At 72.3% G+C, this 14878-nt stretch carries 13 protein-coding genes; 4 read left to right on the top strand and 9 right to left on the bottom strand.

Annotated features, from left to right (window positions below; all coding sequences use genetic code 11):
* Positions 1-3: 3 nt before the first annotated feature.
* Together FDM97_RS34860 and FDM97_RS34855 are read right to left on the bottom strand one after the other, a co-directional pair.
* Positions 4-633, bottom strand: coding sequence for an RBBP9/YdeN family alpha/beta hydrolase (locus tag FDM97_RS34860; RefSeq protein ID WP_137994443.1), 630 nt, complete (start codon positions 631-633; stop codon positions 4-6).
* 123 nt (positions 634-756) lie between these two features.
* Positions 757-3027, bottom strand: a complete 2271-nt coding sequence (locus tag FDM97_RS34855; protein WP_137994442.1) for an ATP-binding cassette domain-containing protein — start codon at positions 3025-3027, stop codon at positions 757-759.
* 109 nt (positions 3028-3136) lie between these two features.
* Here FDM97_RS34855 and FDM97_RS34850 point away from each other — a divergent pair, with 109 nt between their 5' ends.
* Positions 3137-3970, top strand: coding sequence for a TetR/AcrR family transcriptional regulator (locus tag FDM97_RS34850; protein WP_137994441.1), 834 nt, complete (start codon positions 3137-3139; stop codon positions 3968-3970).
* Here the strand turns inward: FDM97_RS34850 and FDM97_RS34845 are convergent.
* Positions 3942-4649 (bottom strand): TetR/AcrR family transcriptional regulator, encoded by a 708-nt coding sequence (locus tag FDM97_RS34845; protein ID WP_137994440.1) that lies wholly within the window; start codon positions 4647-4649, stop codon positions 3942-3944. The two genes, FDM97_RS34850 and FDM97_RS34845, sit on opposite strands and share 29 nt — an antisense overlap.
* 186 nt (positions 4650-4835) lie before the next feature.
* Here FDM97_RS34845 and wrbA point away from each other — a divergent pair, with 186 nt between their 5' ends.
* Both wrbA and FDM97_RS34835 read left to right on the top strand, forming a co-directional pair.
* Entirely contained in the window at positions 4836-5444 is a 609-nt protein-coding gene (gene wrbA, locus FDM97_RS34840; protein WP_137994439.1) for an NAD(P)H:quinone oxidoreductase, read from the top strand.
* A gap of 83 nt (positions 5445-5527) precedes the next feature.
* Positions 5528-6112 (top strand): rhodanese-like domain-containing protein, encoded by a 585-nt coding sequence (locus FDM97_RS34835; protein WP_137994438.1) that lies wholly within the window; start codon positions 5528-5530, stop codon positions 6110-6112.
* Here FDM97_RS34835 and FDM97_RS34830 read toward each other — a convergent pair.
* On the bottom strand, positions 6109-6771 hold the full coding sequence (locus FDM97_RS34830) for a TetR/AcrR family transcriptional regulator (protein WP_137994437.1): 663 nt from the start codon (positions 6769-6771) through the stop codon (positions 6109-6111). The two genes, FDM97_RS34835 and FDM97_RS34830, sit on opposite strands and share 4 nt — an antisense overlap.
* Before the next feature lie 64 nt (positions 6772-6835).
* Between FDM97_RS34830 and FDM97_RS34825 the strand changes: the two genes are divergently transcribed.
* Positions 6836-8329 (top strand): MFS transporter, encoded by a 1494-nt coding sequence (locus tag FDM97_RS34825; RefSeq protein WP_137994436.1) that lies wholly within the window; start codon positions 6836-6838, stop codon positions 8327-8329.
* 50 nt (positions 8330-8379) lie between these two features.
* On the opposite strand, the gene FDM97_RS34820 is transcribed toward FDM97_RS34825, so the two are convergent.
* The 5 genes from FDM97_RS34820 to FDM97_RS34800 all read right to left on the bottom strand — a co-directional run bounded on the left by FDM97_RS34820 (position 8380) and on the right by FDM97_RS34800 (position 14797).
* Complete coding sequence (locus FDM97_RS34820; protein ID WP_137994435.1) at positions 8380-10443, bottom strand: TerD family protein; 2064 nt, start codon at positions 10441-10443, stop codon at positions 8380-8382.
* A 163-nt stretch (positions 10444-10606) separates the two neighbouring features.
* Complete coding sequence (locus FDM97_RS34815; RefSeq protein ID WP_137994434.1) at positions 10607-11893, bottom strand: RNA polymerase sigma factor; 1287 nt, start codon at positions 11891-11893, stop codon at positions 10607-10609.
* Positions 11894-11898: 5 nt separating this feature from the next.
* Positions 11899-12324: a YciI family protein gene (locus FDM97_RS34810; protein ID WP_137994433.1), complete on the bottom strand. Its 426-nt coding sequence runs from the start codon at positions 12322-12324 to the stop codon at positions 11899-11901.
* Positions 12325-12432: 108 nt separating this feature from the next.
* Entirely contained in the window at positions 12433-13620 is a 1188-nt protein-coding gene (locus FDM97_RS34805; protein ID WP_175439349.1) for a winged helix DNA-binding domain-containing protein, read from the bottom strand.
* Positions 13621-13741: 121 nt separating this feature from the next.
* Entirely contained in the window at positions 13742-14797 is a 1056-nt protein-coding gene (locus FDM97_RS34800; protein ID WP_137994431.1) for an aldo/keto reductase, read from the bottom strand.
* Positions 14798-14878: the final 81 nt, after the last annotated feature.

The following is a 14878-nucleotide window of genomic DNA, read 5'->3' as shown; positions in this document are numbered from 1 at the left end:
ACCCTACCGGCCGCGCACCCGCACCGCCGGGTCCTCGCACCACTCCAGGACCGAGGGCCACGCCCCGTACCCGGAGTCCGGGTTGAGGTGCGCCCCGCCCGGGACCAGGTCCATGTCGAGGCCGAGCGGGGTGCCGTAGTGCACGTCGGCGCCCTCGGGGCAGTACGGGTCGCCGTCGCCGTACACGAGCCGGGTCGGGGCCTTCAGCCGTACGGAGGCGAGGTCGAGCCCGTTGGCGAAGGCGGCGGGGGCGGAGGTGGTGGAGGCGGCGGAGGTGGTGGAGGCGGCGGGGGCGGCGAAGGCGGCGATCTCGGGGATCGAGGCGGTCACGGCGGGGGAGGGCGGGGCGACGAGGAGGACCCGGTCCGCGTCCGGCCGCCGCTCCCCGGCCCCGAGCCACAGCAGCACGGACAGGCTGTGGGCGAGCACGACGAACTCGCCCTCGTCCGGGCGCCCGCCGTGCTCCTCCAGCGCGGCCAGCCAGTCCTCCAGGACCGGCGCGTCCGGCTCGGGGAGCTGCGGATAGCGGACCTCGTGGCCCCGCTCGGCGAGGCGGCCGGCGAGCCAGTGCTGCCAGTGGCCGGGCGGGCGGTGGTTCTGGAAGCCGTGGAGGATGAGGTAGGTCGTCGTCATGGCGGGATGGTGCGATGTGGGGGCGGGGCCGGTCCAGGTCGTTTCACGGTGTGGACGGCCCGCGACGGTGAGGGACCTCCACACCGTCGCGCGCCCCTCACCGTCGCGGGCCGTGGGAGGGGCTCAGGCGCCCACGTACTCCCTCAGGTGACGAGCCGTCAATGTGTCGCCCTTCTCCACCAGTTCGGACGGCGTGCCTTCGAAGACGATCCGGCCGCCGTCGTGGCCCGCGCCCGGGCCCAGGTCGATCAGCCAGTCCGCGTGGGCCATGACCGCCTGGTGGTGCTCGATGACGACGACCGTGTTGCCCGCGTCGACGAGGCGGTCCAGGAGGGAGAGGAGCTGGTCGACGTCCGCGAGGTGGAGGCCGGTGGTGGGCTCGTCCAGGACGTAGGTCGCGCCCTTCTCCGCCATGTGGATCGCCAGCTTCAGCCGCTGGCGCTCACCGCCCGAGAGGGTGTTGAGGGGCTGGCCGAGGCGGAGGTAGCCGAGGCCCACGTCCTTCAGCCGGCCGAGGATGGTGCGGGCCTGGCCCTTGGCCGTGAAGAACTCGTACGCCTCCTCCACCGCCATCGACAGGACCTCGTGGATGTTCTTCCCGTCGAGCGTGTAGCCGAGGACCTCGGGCGTGAAGCGCCGGCCCTCGCACTCCTCGCAGACCGAGGCGACGCCGGCCATCATCGCCAGGTCCGTGTAGACGAGCCCGAGGCCGTTGCACTTCGGGCACGCGCCCTCCGAATTGGCGCTGAAGAGCGCCGCCTTGACCCCGTTGGCCTTGGCGAATGCGGTACGGATCGGGCTGAGCAGCCCGGTGTACGTCGCCGGGTTCGAGCGGCGCGAGCCACGGATCGGGGACTGGTCGGCGACGACGACCCCCTCGCGGCCGGGCAGGCTGCCGTGGATCAGCGAGGACTTTCCGGAGCCGGCCACGCCCGTGACCACCGTCAGGACGCCCGTCGGGATCTCGACGCTCACGTCCTGGAGGTTGTGCCGGCTCGCGCCCTTGATGGAGAGCGAGCCGGTGGGGGTCCGTACCTCGGGGCGCAGCTTCGCCCGGTGGGAGAGGTGCTCGCCGGTCAGGGTCCCGGAGGCGCGCAGGCCCGGGACGTCACCGGCGTAGCAGATCTCGCCGCCCGCCGAGCCGGCGCGCGGGCCGAGGTCGACGACGTGGTCGGCGATCTCGATGACCTCCGGCTTGTGCTCGACGACGAGGACCGTGTTGCCCTTGTCGCGCAGCCGCAGCAGCAGGTCGTTCATGCGCCGGATGTCGTGCGGGTGCAGTCCGGTGGTCGGCTCGTCGAAGACGTACGTGACGTCGGTGAGCGAGGAGCCGAGGTGGCGGACCATCTTCACGCGCTGCGCCTCGCCGCCCGAGAGCGTGCCCGAGGCCCGGTCCAGGCTCAGATAGCCGAGGCCTATCTCGACGAGCGAGTCGAGGAGTTCGCGCAGGCCCGCGAGGAGCGGTGCCACGGACGGGTCCTCGATCCGCCGGACGAACCGGGCCAGGTCGCTGATCTGCATGGCCGAGCACTCGGCGATGTTCACGCCGTCGATACGGGAGGACAGCGCGGCCCGGGTGAGGCGGGTGCCCTCGCACTCGGGGCAGGTGCGGAAGACGACGGCCCGGTCGACGAAGGCGCGGATGTGGGCCTGCACGGCGTCCCGGTCCTTGGCGAGGATGGTCCGCTGGACCTTCACCACCAGGCCCTCGTAGGTGAAGTTGTTGCTGCCGACCTTCACCTTGCAGGACGGCTTGTGGAGGAAGTCCGCCCACTCCTCCTCGGTGAAGTCCGCGAGCTTCTTGTCGGGGTCGTAGAAGCCGGAGTTGGCCATGATCTGCCAGAGCCAGGAGTCCACGGCGTAACCGGGCACGGTGATCGCGCCCTCGTTGAGCGACCTGCTGCGGTCGACGAGTTCGTCGACGTCGATGTCGGAGACCTCGCCGACGCCCTCGCAGCGCGGGCACATGCCCTCGGGCAGGTTGAAGCTGAAGGCGCCTGAGGTGCCGATGTGCGGGGTGCCGAGGCGGCTGAAGACGATCCGCAGCATCGTGTACGCGTCGGTCGCCGTGCCCACGGTGGAACGGGAGTTGGCGCCCATGCGCTCCTGGTCGACGACGATCGCGGCGCTGAGGTTGTGCAGCCCGTCCACGTCCGGCCGGCCGAGGCTCGGCATGAAGGACTGGAGGAAGGCGCTGTAGGTCTCGTTGATCAGGCGCTGCGACTCGGCGGCGATGGTGCCGAAGACGAGCGAGGACTTTCCGGAGCCGGAGACGCCGGTGAAGACGGTCAGGCGGCGCTTGGGGAGGTCGACGGAGACGTTCTTGAGGTTGTTCTCGCGGGCCCCGCGGACCTGGATGACGTGGTGGCTGTCCGCTGCGGCGGGGGTGGTCATGGCTGCGCCTCCGATGCTGCTGATCCCATTCTCCGTATTCTCCGTACACGGTACTCTATACAACGTACAAAAATAGGCTCAGCTGTTCTGACCTGCGAGAATGGGTGGCATGGCGAAGGAACGGAGCAGTGGGGCCGGGGACCCGGCGCGGACCCTGGAACTGCTGTGGCGCGAGGGCGCGGCGGACGGCGGGAGCCGGCGGGGGTCCCGGCAGGGACCTCGGCAGGGACCTCGGCAGGGGTCTCGGCGGGGGCCTCGGCAGGGGCTGACCGTCGACGCGGTCGTCGACGCGGCGATCGGCCTTGCCGACGAGGGCGGGCTCGACGCGCTCACCATGCGCGCGGTCGCGCAGCGCCTCGGGGTGACCCCGATGACGCTCTACACGTACGTCCCCGGCAAGGCCGAGCTGCTCGATCTGATGCTGGACACCGCCTTCCTGCGGATGCCGCGCGCCGCCTTCGCGGCGGACGAGCCGTGGCGGGAGCGGGTGACGGCGGTCGCCGGCGAGAACCGCGCGCTGTATCTGCGGCACCCGTGGGTGGCGGAGCTGCGGGTCCACCGGCCGCCGCTCGGGCCGGGCGTGATGACCAAGTACGAGCACGAGCTCGGCGCCTTCGAGGGGCTGGGGCTCGACGACGTGGCCATGGACTCGGCGCTCACCCATGTCCTGGGTTTCGTGCAGTCCGTGGCCCGGGCGGAGCTGGACGCGCGGGCCGTGGACCGCGAGAGCGCGATGTCGGACCACGAGTGGTGGGCTGCTCACGAGCCGCTGCTGGCCCGGATGTTCGACGCCGAGCGGTTCCCGCTTGCGTCGCGGGTGGGGGAGGCGGCGGCGGTGGCGTACCAGGGCGTGTACAGCCCCGACCACGCCTACGCCTTCGGTCTCGCCCGCGTGCTGGACGGGCTCGCGGCGCTCATTCCCCCAGCTGCAGCAGGGCGTTGATACCCGCCTTGAGCTCGGCGGCGGAGAGGTTCTGCTCCCTCGACAGGTGGTGCACCAGGCTCGGCGAGAACGGCGCGAGGAGGAGGTGGGCGAGGAGCGCGCTGTTCGCCTCGGGCCGGAGCTGCGAGAGCAGCAGGGTGACGTGGGTGTGCAGGGCGAGGTACGCGCCGCTGGTGTAGCGCGCGCTGGGGGCGGCGGCCTGGGCGGCGAGCAGGAGTTCGCGCTGCTCGATGACGCGGTCGACGAGCGCGTCGAGGAACGCGTGCAGCCGCTCCCCGGCGGGGGCACCGGGGCCGAGCGGGGGCGGGCCGCCCATGTACGCGGCCTGGAACTGCCGTTCCCGGTCGTCGAGGAGCGCCCACAGCAGCTGGGCGACATCGCCGAAGCGGCGGTAGACGGTGCCGACGCCCATGCCGCTGGCGTGGGCGACCTGATTCATGGTGACGGCCTCGGGCCCCACCTCGGCGACGATCCGCGCGGCGGCGTCCAGGATCTTGCGCCGGTTGCGGGCGGCATCGGCCCGCTCGGTCACGGCCCGCCCGGCGGTGGGCAGGAGCGTGATCTCGGGCAGCGGCACGGGCGTCGGCGGCTGGTGTTCCGGTGCTGTGTCGCCGGGGGGTGAGCCCGGCGTCGTGCCGGTGTCCTGGGGCGTGTTCGCCCGGGGTTTCCTCGCGCTCATCTCGTCCGCCTGCCCTTCGTCCCGAGCCTCCTCGGTCCGTCCGTCAACCTGCCCGCCTGTCCGCCTGTGACACGAGCATAACGGAGCACTATCCGGTTTTCATGGGGATCCTCTTGCGAAGTGGAGAGCTATCCACTTAGGCTCTGGTCGTCGAAACGGAAGATGATCCGGTTAGGGGAGCTCGTCATGTCGGTCAAGGTTGCTGTCATCTACTACTCGGCCACGGGGAACGTCCACGAGCTCGCCCAGGCCGTCGCCGAGGGGGCGGAGAAGGCCGGTGCGGAGGTGCGGCTGCGGCGGGTGCCCGAGCTCGCGCCCGATGCGGCCATCGACGCGAACCCCGCCTGGCGCGCCCATGTGGATGCCGCCGGGGATGTCGAGATCGCCACGCTCGACGACCTGGAGTGGGGCGACGCCTACGCCCTCGGAACGCCGACCCGGTTCGGCAACGTCGCCGCGCAGCTGAAGCAGTTCGTCGACACGGCGGGCGGGCTGTGGCAGCAGGGCGTCCTGAGCGACAAGCCGGCGACCGCCTTCACCAGCGCCCACAACCTGCACGGCGGCAACGAGTCGACGCTGCTCGCGCTCTACAACACCTTCCACCACTGGGGCTCCGTCATCGTCTCGCCCGGCTACACCGACCCGTCCGTGTACGCGGCGGGCGGCAACCCCTACGGCACCGCGCACGCGGGCGCCAACGGTGCCCCGGAGGAGAACGTGCTCCAGGCCGCCCGTTACCAGGGCGAGCGGCTCGCGAAGATCGCCAAGCGGCTGAAGGGCCTCGCGACGGACTGACGATGGCGTGAACGTGAACCGGGAGGGGGGCCGGTACTCTCCCGAAGGGGGGCCGTTCGCCGACGTGAAGGATGCCTTCTGCGATGAGCACTCCCCCCTCCCTCGACGTGGATCAGGCCCGTACCCGCCTGTCCGAGCTGACCGTCGTCGACGTCCGGACTCCTGGCGAGTACGCCTCCGGGCACGTTCCCGGCGCCCTCAACGTGCCCCTCGACCAGCTCGGCCGGGCCGTTCCCGCGCTCCAGGAGGCCGCGGGGCGAGGCGAGTTGCTGGTGGTGTGCCAGTCGGGCGCCCGTTCCGCGAGCGCGTGCGCCCGGCTCTCCGCGCACGGCGTGGCCGCCCTCAACCTCGACGGCGGTACGAGCGGCTGGGCCGCCCGGGGGCACGGTCTCGCCCGCCCCGAGGGCGCCCCGGACCGCGCCGTCTGGGCCATGGAACGTCAGGTACGGCTGGCCGCCGGGTCCCTGGTCCTGTTGGGGCTCGCGCTCGGCGTCCTCGTCCACCCCGCGTTCCAGCTGCTGTCGGCGGGCGTCGCGGGCGGGCTTGTCTTCTCGGCGCTCACGAACACCTGTGGCATGGCCGTGGTCCTGGGCAGGCTTCCGTACAACCGCGGGGCGAGGGGCGGGCTCGGGCTGGACGCGACGCTGGAGCGCCTGAGCCGGGGCTAGCCCCGCCCGCCCTGGCTTCCGTACCGGCCCAGGAACATGTCCACCCCGTCGGTGATCAGCCGTTCCGCGAGGTCCTCGCCGAGCTCCGTGCCGTACTGGTCGAAGACCATCTGCGGGAAGACGAGGAGCGAGTAGAGCTGGATGACCGCGACCTCCAGGTCGGGGATCTCCAGGCGCCCCCGGTCCGCGAGCGCGCGCAGGGCGTCGGCGACGGCGGGGTGGTGGCCGGCGGGGCCGAGCTCGCGCCAGGCGCGGCCGAGTTCGGGGAAGCGGTGGAGCTCGGCCGCGACGAGGGCGCGCAGAGCGCGGACCTCGTCGTTCTCGCGGACGGCCCGGACCCAGGCGCGGGCGGCCGCGAGGAACGCGGCGCGCAGGTCCTCGGCGTCGGCGAGGCCGGCGAGGTCCGGGCCCGTGGCGCCGTCGCCGGTGTGCAGGGGCTCGTCGAGCGCGCCCGCGACGACGGCGGTGAAGAGCGCTTCCTTGCTGCCGAAGTGGTTGTAGACGGTCACCTTCGAGACGCCCGCCTCGGCGGCGATGGCGTCCATGCCGACCCCGAAGCCCTCGCGGAGGAAGAGGGCGCGGGCGGCGTGCACGATGGCCTCCCTCTTGCGGGCGGCGCGGGCCCCGGTGGGGGCGGGCTTCGTGGTCCGGTCGCTCATGATCCGACCCTACCCGGCCACCTGTACTATTGAGTTCAACTGAACTGAACAGTACAGTTCAGATATGACTCGCGCCGAGCCCCATACCCACGCCCATGTCGACGCCCATGTCGACGCCCATGTCGACGGCCATGTCCACGGTTCGGTGGACTCACCGGATCCGCGCCGCTGGACGGCCCTCGCGCTGATCTGCGTGGCCCAGTTCATGCTGATCCTCGACGTCACCGTCGTGAACGTCGCTCTGCCGCGGATGGCCGCCGACCTCGACCTCGCCCGCACCTCGCTGACCTGGGTGGTCACCGCGTACACCCTCTGCTTCGGCGGTCTCATGCTGCTCGGCGGCCGGCTCGCGGACGCCCTCGGCGCCCGCCGCACCCTCCTCGCCGGACTCGCCCTCTTCACCGCCGCGTCCCTGGTGTCCGGCCTGGCCGTGAACGCCCCGATGCTGATCGGCGGCCGCGTCGCCCAAGGCGTCGGCGCCGCGCTGCTCTCCCCGGCCGCGCTCGCCCTCGTCACGACCTCCTTCCACGGCACCGAACGCGCCAAGGCGCTCGGCGTCTGGGCCGCCATCGGCGGCACCGGCTCCGCCGTCGGCGTCCTGCTCGGCGGCGCGCTGACCGACGGACCGGGCTGGCCCTGGATCTTCTACGTCAACGTCCCGGTCGGCCTCGCCCTGCTCGCCGCCCTCCCGGCGGTCGTCCCCGCCTCGGTCCGCACCCCCGCCCGCCTCGACATCCCGGGCGCGCTGCTGGTCACGGCCGCGACCGGCTCCCTCATCTACGGCCTGGTCCAGGCGGGCGACACCGGCTGGACGTCGACGGCGACGCTCCTGCCCCTGTTCGGCTCACTCCTCCTGTACGGGATCTTCGTCACCGTCGAGCGGGCGAGCCGCGCCCCGCTGATGGACCTGCGGATGTTCACCCGGCGCCCGGTCGTCGCGGGCTCGTTCCTGATGCTGGTCGCGACCGCGCTGCTGATCTCCTTCTTCTTCCTCGGCTCGGTCCAGCTCCAGCACCTGAACGGCTTCAGCGCCTTCCGTACGGGCCTGGTCTTCCTCCCGGTCGCGGTCACCACCGCCGTCGGCGCCCACCTCGGCTCCCGCCTGGTGGGCACGATCGGCCCGCGCGCCTGCGCGACGGGCGGCATGACGATCGCGGCCCTCGGCTGCCTCCCCCTGGCCCTCGTCGCCCCCGGCGACAACGCCTGGACCGTCCTCCTCCCCGCCCTCTCCGTCGCCTCCCTCGGCCTCGGCGCGGTCTTCGTCACCGCCACCACCACGGCCCTCGGCCTGATCACCCCGCACGAGGCCGGCCTCGCCTCCGGCATCGTCAACACCTTCCACGAGGTGGGCGGCTCGATCGGCGTCGCCCTCGTCTCCACGATCGCCGCGTCGAGCATCGAGGTCCCCACGACGACCGGGACGACGACCGGGACGACCACCGGTTTCACGGCCGCCTTCACGCTCTGCACGGTGCTCGCCGCGGCAGCCGCCCTGGCCGCTCCCGTCCTCGTACCGCGCGGAAAGCCCCGGATGACGGGCGGTCCGCACGTTCACTGAGAGCCGGCGTGGCCGCCCGAGCGGGCGGCCACGGGCGCTGTGCGGTCCGGTCAGTCCGTGGTGGCCGGGTCCGAGGCGGAGCGCTGACGGGGAGCGCGGCGCTCGAGCTGGCCGAGATGCGTGACGACCGAGCCGTGGAATCGGTCGACGGCGTCATCGACGCTCCGGATGAATCCCGACTCCGTGCTGCCACGGCTGCCGCCCATGCCCTTGAAGAGCGAGAGCCGGAAACCAGCGATGGGGGCGCCGTCCTTCGGCAGCAGGTCGCCGGGTTCGGGACGCAACCGTTCCAGCGTGCCGCGAGGTCCGTTCCCTCCCTCCACGAGCGTCTCCACGTGGAGGTCCGCAGGCGCTTCCGCCAGTACGCGGACGAGGCGCTTGGCGACAGTGAGCGGGTAGCCACTGTCCGGGGCCGGGATGTCGACGGACGTGCGGAGTTTGCCCGTCCGGAGATCCGCGCTGATCGCGAGGATGCCGTTCGCGCCGTCGATCCGCACCTCCGCGGACAGCCGGCCTTCCTCGCACAGACGGTCCGCGAGCGCCGTGCGCCGGGACTTCGGGTCCGTACCGCGCTTGGCGCGCTGTACCGGCAGAGCCTTCTGGCCGAGCTCGCCGCCGAGCCGCAGGCAGACCTGACGGATCAGGCGTTCCCAGCTCTCGACGACCTCGACCGCCCGCGGGTCACCCTGGCAGAGCGTCTCGGAGTCGATGCCGTTGCGGACAGGGACCCAGGCAGGTCCCATGTTCTGGAAGCCATGGCAGCCCGAGTTCTCGTGCTGGAGGTAGTGGAGCAGTTCCTCCAGCAGCCAGGCGTGCGCGGCATTGCCCACACCTTCGTGCCGAATCAGCATCTGTGCCTGATGGGCGACCTCGGCCCAGGACAGGTGCCAGAGCGCGACCTTGTGCTTGCGCCGTCCGTCGACCTTCACATCGACGAGCGGACTGCCTTCCAGCGCCACGTCGTTGGAGAGGGTGATGACGGCTTCGTAGCCCCGCCGGGCCGCGATGTCCATGTAGTCCTGGACCTGCTCCGACTTCAGCGGATTGCCGTTGGTCTTCGTCTCGACGAGGGCCGTCCAGAGCTTGCCCGCTCTTTCCACCCTGATCACACCGTCCGGACGCCTGGGGGTGTCGCCGTGCGGGAGGGAGACCTCGGTGAACGTCTGCATCCGTCCGGCCGGGGCACCGAAGGCCGCGGTGAGCCGTCGGCCGAACTCCGGAACCTCCGCCATCACGGAGAGCAGTACCGACGTCGCCCGTACCTCGCGCTCTCTGTCGCTCTTGTACGACGGGACGGGGAAGAGGCGGGCCGGCTTCCAGGATTCGTTCTCCGCAAGGGACTTCTTGGCGACTCTCGGGAGGGTGACCTTCTTCTTGGCCGTGCGCGGGCCACGGCGGCGGCCGGACGCCGCGGGCGTCACCGCGGCCGCTTCCGGTACCGCACCGCTGCGGCCGGCTTCCGGGGTGGCCTGCGCCGGCACTGCGGCAGCGGTCTGCTGCTCCGTACGGGCCACGGCCGAGGCCGCTGTGTCGCCGTCGCTCTCGGGCTCCGTGCCCTCCGACTCCTCGTCCTCGACGACATCGATGCCGAAGTCGGTGGCGAGGCCTGCCAGGCCGGTCTCGTATCCCTGCCCAACGGCACGGAACTTCCACTCGTCGTTGCGCCGGTAGAGCTCACCGAAGATGAATGCGGTCTCGATCGTGGCGTCCGCGATGGCGAAGCCGAGCAGCGCCTCGCCTGAGCGGTCGGAGACGGTCATCCGCAGGTCGTCCAGGTCGCCGAAGGTGGCGGTGCCGTACTGACTCGCCGCGACGACGATGCTCACGACGTCTTGCGGGACGGCGGTGAGATCCAGACCGATGCGGTCCTCGCTGCCGTTCTCGGTCGGTGTCTTGCCGAGGAGTTGGACGCTGCCGTCGTCGGCGGCGGGGTGGTTGTAGAAGTAGAAGTCGGCATCGCTGCGGACCTTGCCACTGCCGTCGAGGAGCAGGACGGACACGTCCGCGTCACCGTCCCCGGCGGCGCTGCTCCAGCTCAGGCTCACGAAGACGGAGCTTGCGTCCTCGCTCAGGGAAGCCAGCCCGACATTGGCTCCCTTGGACATCTCGCGCATGTGTCCCCCCGGACACGCGGCCGCCGTCGGAGGGTGTGGACGGTCGCGAAGAAGGTGGTTCCGGATGTGTACGCCCCAGGGGAACCGTAGCGTCCGGAGCCGCGACATGAGGAGACGATGTGAAACTCGGGCACATCTTCCCGAAGAGCGGCGGTCCGCACGTTCACTGACGGTCCGGCAGGCGGGCGGCCTTCATGCGGAGGTAGTGGCGTTCCGGGAGGCTGAGGGTCAGGTCGGCCGCCGTGCGGTACGCGGTGCGGGCGGCCTCGGTGGCGCCGGTGCGTTCCAGGAGGTGGGCGCGGACCGCTTCGAGGCGGTGGTGGTGGGGGAGGCGGGGTTCCAGGGCGGCGAGGGCGGCGAGGCCGGATTCGGGGCCGTGGACCATGGCGACGGCGACCGCGCGGCCCAGTGCCGCCATCGGGTCCGGGGCGTCACCGGCGACCAGGAGGTCGTAGAGCGCGAGGATCTGCGGCCAGTCCGTGTCCTCGGCGCGGGCGGCCTCGTCGTGCAGGGCCGCGATGGCCGCCTGGAGCTGGTAGGGGCCGGCCGGGCCCTCCGTGAGGGACTCCTCGACCAGGGCCGTGCCCTCGGCGATCGCCGCCCGGTCCCAGAGCGTGCGGTCCTGTTCGTCCAGCGGGATCAGCTCGCCGTGCGGTCCCGTCCGGGCCGCGCTGCGGGCCTCCGTCAGCAGCATCAGGGCGAGGAGGCCCGTCACCGCGCCCTCGCGGGGCAGCAGGCGGCGCGCGGCGCGCGTCAGGCGGATCGCCTCGTGGGCCAGGTCGGCGCGGTGGAGGGCAGGGCCCGAGGTGGCCGTGTAGCCCTCGTTGAAGATCAGGTAGAGGACGTGGAGGACCGCCGCGAGGCGCGCGTCCCGGTCGTCCGGGCCGGGAGGGTGGAAGGGGTGATCGCGCAGCTTCGCCTTCGCCCGGCTGATCCGCTGGGCGATCGTCGCCTCCGGTACGAGGTGGGCCCGGGCGATCTCCGCGGTGGTGAGGCCGCCGACCGCGCGCAGCGTCAGCGCGACCCGGGCGGCGGGCGCGAGCGCCGGGTCGCAGCACAGGAAGAGGAGCGTGAGGGTGTCGTCCTCGGCCGGGGCGGCCCGGACCTCGCGGGGCTCCAGGCGCGCGGCCGTCTCCTCCCGCCGTACCCGCGCCTCGTCCGCCCGGAGCCGGTCGGTGAGGCGTCGCGAGGCCACCCGGATCAGCCAGCCGCGCGGATTGGCGGGAGTCCCGGTCTCCGGCCACTGCCGGGCCGCGGCGAGCAGCGCCTCCTGTACGGCGTCCTCGGCGGCGTCGAAGTGTCCGTACCGGCGTACGAGCGCGCCGAGGACCTGCGGCGCGTGCCGGCGCAGCAGGTCCTCGACGGCGTACACCTCCGCGTACGTCTCCGCGTACGTCTCCGCGTGCGTGTCGGCGTGCGTGTCGGCGTACGTGTCGTTCTTCTCGTCCATCGTCCTCAGCTGGTGAAGAGGTCGGGACCGGACCGTTCGTCGATCTGCCGGATCACCACCGGGTACTCCGGCGACCCGGCCGGCACCGGACACTGCGCGACACGCGCCGCGATCTCGGTGACCCTCTCCAGGCTCTCGCAGTCGAGCACCCAGTACCCGGCGAGCAGCTCCTTCGTCTCGCTGTACGGTCCGTCCGTGATCACGGGCCGGCCGTCCTTGTCGACCGTGACGTGCCGAGTCCTGGACGGCTCCACGAGCCCCTGGCCGTCGATGAACTCGCCCGATTCGGCGAGGTCGTCGTTGACCGCCTCCATGAACTCGAACATGGCCTTCAGGTCCTGCTCGCTCCAGGCGGGACTGTTCGCGGTGGCCTTGCCGCCCATGGCGTCGTAGTCGGCCTGCGAGCCCAGCACCATCATCAGGTACTTCATGACCTTCTCCTTCGCTCGTCCCCGTCCTGCGGGGTTCCTGCCTTCACAGGGGACGTCGGAGCCGGGCGCCGGTTCTCGACAGGTCGGATCACGACGGTCACGCCAGGTTCAGCCCCCGTCGGAAAGCTCCCGCTCCAGAGGCGTACGGAAACGGGGTGTCACCCGGACGTCCCCCACCCAGCCGCGCAGCCGCGCCGCCTCCGCGTCGACGGCCGCCCTCGCCTCCCGGCCCACGTCCGTGAGCATCCGGAGCGCGATCTCGCCGTCCGGGCGCAGGCCCCAGACGCCCACGACCCGGCCGTCCCACCACACCGTCGGCCCGATGTTCCCGCTGCGGTCGTAGAGCGCGGCCTTGTGCTCCGGGTCGGTGTACCAGTCGCGGGCCTGCCAGCCCATCGCCGTCGGGTCGAGCGCGGGCAGGAGCGCCGCCCAGGGCTCCGGAGCCGGTACGGGTTCGAGGTCGTCCGGCAGGACGAAACCGGTGCCCGTGCCCTCCGCCAGCTCGACCGGCACCGCGCCGATCGCCGCCAGGGCCTTGCGGACGTCGGTGACCTTCCAGCCCGTCCACCACTTCAGGTCGGCCTCCGTCGCCGGTCCGCAGGCCGCGAGCCACTGCCGTACGAGCTGGGCGTGCGCGTCCGCGTCGCTCGGGTCGGGGCGCTCGGGCAGCAGCGTCCAGCGGAAGCGGCTCGACGTCCAGCCGCCCTGCGGTCGGCCCCGCGCGATCCGGCCCTCCATGCCGAGGACGCGCAGCAGCCGGCTGGACACGGACTGGGGGCCCTCCTGGCGGGTGCCGAGGCCGTACACGTACTGCGCGCGCAACCGCGGTACCGCCGCGCCCAGTTCGGTGCCCGTGGCCTCGCCCCGCAGCGCCAGCTCGGCGAGGACCTGGCGCTCGGTCTCCGCCAGCCACTCCTCGTCGTACTCGCTGCCCTTGCGCAGGTCCTTGAGGAGCATGGCCCGCTCGCGGGTGGCGACGTCGCGGGTCGTCGAGGCGTGTACGGCGGGGGTGAGGGCGGTCGGGAAGACGAAGATCGTGTGCCGCATGCCGTGCATCCGGGTGAGCGTGCGGTCCTCGTACAGGGCCCGCTCCAGACCGGCCACCGGCCCTTCGCCGCCCTTCAACCGCGCGCCCACCGAGAGGAACACGCTCGCCGGGTCGGTGGCGTGCAGCGCGACCAGCGACTGAGCCACCTCCTCCGCGGTCGCGGCCCGCTCGGCCCCGGCCAGCCGGTGCCGTACGGCGAGCCGGGCCCTGCGCTCCTCCGCCCCGATCACACGCTTCGTCACACCCATGGGCCCCAGCATGGCCCCCGGGACTGACAACTGCCCGAAGGCATCCACCCCGGGCTCGGTCCACCCCGGGCTCGGTCCACCCCGGGCTCGGTCCACCCCGGGCTCGGTCCGCTGCCGCGCCTCAGTCCGCCGCCGCGCGCTCCGGCGTCGGCCTGCGCCGCAGCGACGCGTCCGTCAGGACCACCGGGCTCCAGGCGTCCGGGTGGTAGAGATCGGTGCCCGGCGGGACGATCGCGTCGATACGGTCGAGGACCTCGTCGTCGAGCACGAGCGACGCGCCCTTCAGCAGCCCGTCCAGCTGCTCCCGCGTCCGCGGCCCGATGATCACGGACGTGACCGCCGGGTGCGCGGCCGCGAAGGCCATCGCCAGCTCGGCCAGCGAGCAGCCGACCTCCTCGGCCAGGGCGACGAGTCGCTCCACGACGTCCAGCTTGGCGGCGTTCTCGGGGAGCGCCGGGTCGAAGCGGTGCGGGGCGAGCGCGGCACGCCCGCTGGTCAGGTCGATCGGCCGGCCCTTGCGGTACTTCCCGGTGAGGAACCCGGCCGCCAGCGGACTCCAGGTCAGCACCCCCATCCCGTACCGCTGCGCGGTCGGCAGGACCGAGCGCTCCACCCCGCGCGCGAGGATCGAGTACGGCGGCTGCTCGGTCCGGAAGCGGCGCAGGCCTCGCCGCTCGGCGACGTGGTGCGCCTCGGCGATCTCCTCGGCGGGGAAGGTGGAGCAGCCGAACGCCCGGATCTTGCCCTGGGTCTGGAGGTCACCGAGGACTGCGAGCGTCTCCTCGACGTCCGTGCGGTGGTCGGGCCGGTGGACCTGGTAGAGGTCGATCCAGTCGGTGCCGAGCCGCTTCAGGCTCTCCTCCACGGCCCGGGTGATCCAGTAGCGGGAGTTCCCGCTGCGGTTGCGGCCCTCGCCCATCGGGAAGTGCACCTTGGTGGCGAGGACGGTGTCCTGCCGCCGCCGGGGGTCGCGCAGCGCCTTGCCGACGATCTCCTCGGACTCGCCGGCGGAGTACATGTCGGCGGTGTCGACGAAGTTGACGCCCTGGTCCAGGGCGGCGTGGATGATCCGTACGGAGTCGTCGTGATCCGGGTTGCCGACGGCGCCGAACATCATGGCGCCGAGGCAGTACGTGCTCACTTCGATACCGGTCCCGCCGAGTACGCGATAGCGCATGTAGACCTCCTTCTCGCCGCGAGACTCTAGGAGTTGGAGTCCACTTCAGCGCAAGAGCGGAGGAGGTGGTGGAGGAGGAGG

The sequence above is a fragment of the Streptomyces vilmorinianum genome (genome assembly GCF_005517195.1).
In the GTDB taxonomy this organism is placed as follows: Bacteria; Actinomycetota; Actinomycetes; order Streptomycetales; family Streptomycetaceae; genus Streptomyces; species Streptomyces vilmorinianum.
This window is presented reverse-complemented; position numbering and strand designations above follow the sequence as displayed.

Excerpts from the sequence above, each read along its gene's own strand:
- FDM97_RS34860 (WP_137994443.1), bottom strand. The coding sequence starts at position 633 with ATGACGACGACCTACCTCATCCTCCACGGCTTCCAGAACCACCGCCCG.
- FDM97_RS34855 (WP_137994442.1), bottom strand. The coding sequence starts at position 3,027 with ATGACCACCCCCGCCGCAGCGGACAGCCACCACGTCATCCAGGTCCGC.
- FDM97_RS34850 (WP_137994441.1), top strand. The coding sequence starts at position 3,137 with ATGGCGAAGGAACGGAGCAGTGGGGCCGGGGACCCGGCGCGGACCCTG.
- FDM97_RS34845 (WP_137994440.1), bottom strand. The coding sequence starts at position 4,649 with ATGAGCGCGAGGAAACCCCGGGCGAACACGCCCCAGGACACCGGCACG.
- wrbA (WP_137994439.1), top strand. The coding sequence starts at position 4,836 with ATGTCGGTCAAGGTTGCTGTCATCTACTACTCGGCCACGGGGAACGTC.
- FDM97_RS34835 (WP_137994438.1), top strand. The coding sequence starts at position 5,528 with ATGAGCACTCCCCCCTCCCTCGACGTGGATCAGGCCCGTACCCGCCTG.
- FDM97_RS34830 (WP_137994437.1), bottom strand. The coding sequence starts at position 6,771 with ATGAGCGACCGGACCACGAAGCCCGCCCCCACCGGGGCCCGCGCCGCC.
- FDM97_RS34825 (WP_137994436.1), top strand. The coding sequence starts at position 6,836 with ATGACTCGCGCCGAGCCCCATACCCACGCCCATGTCGACGCCCATGTC.
- FDM97_RS34820 (WP_137994435.1), bottom strand. The coding sequence starts at position 10,443 with ATGCGCGAGATGTCCAAGGGAGCCAATGTCGGGCTGGCTTCCCTGAGC.
- FDM97_RS34815 (WP_137994434.1), bottom strand. The coding sequence starts at position 11,893 with ATGGACGAGAAGAACGACACGTACGCCGACACGCACGCCGACACGCAC.
- FDM97_RS34810 (WP_137994433.1), bottom strand. The coding sequence starts at position 12,324 with ATGAAGTACCTGATGATGGTGCTGGGCTCGCAGGCCGACTACGACGCC.
- FDM97_RS34805 (WP_175439349.1), bottom strand. The coding sequence starts at position 13,620 with ATGGGTGTGACGAAGCGTGTGATCGGGGCGGAGGAGCGCAGGGCCCGG.
- FDM97_RS34800 (WP_137994431.1), bottom strand. The coding sequence starts at position 14,797 with ATGCGCTATCGCGTACTCGGCGGGACCGGTATCGAAGTGAGCACGTAC.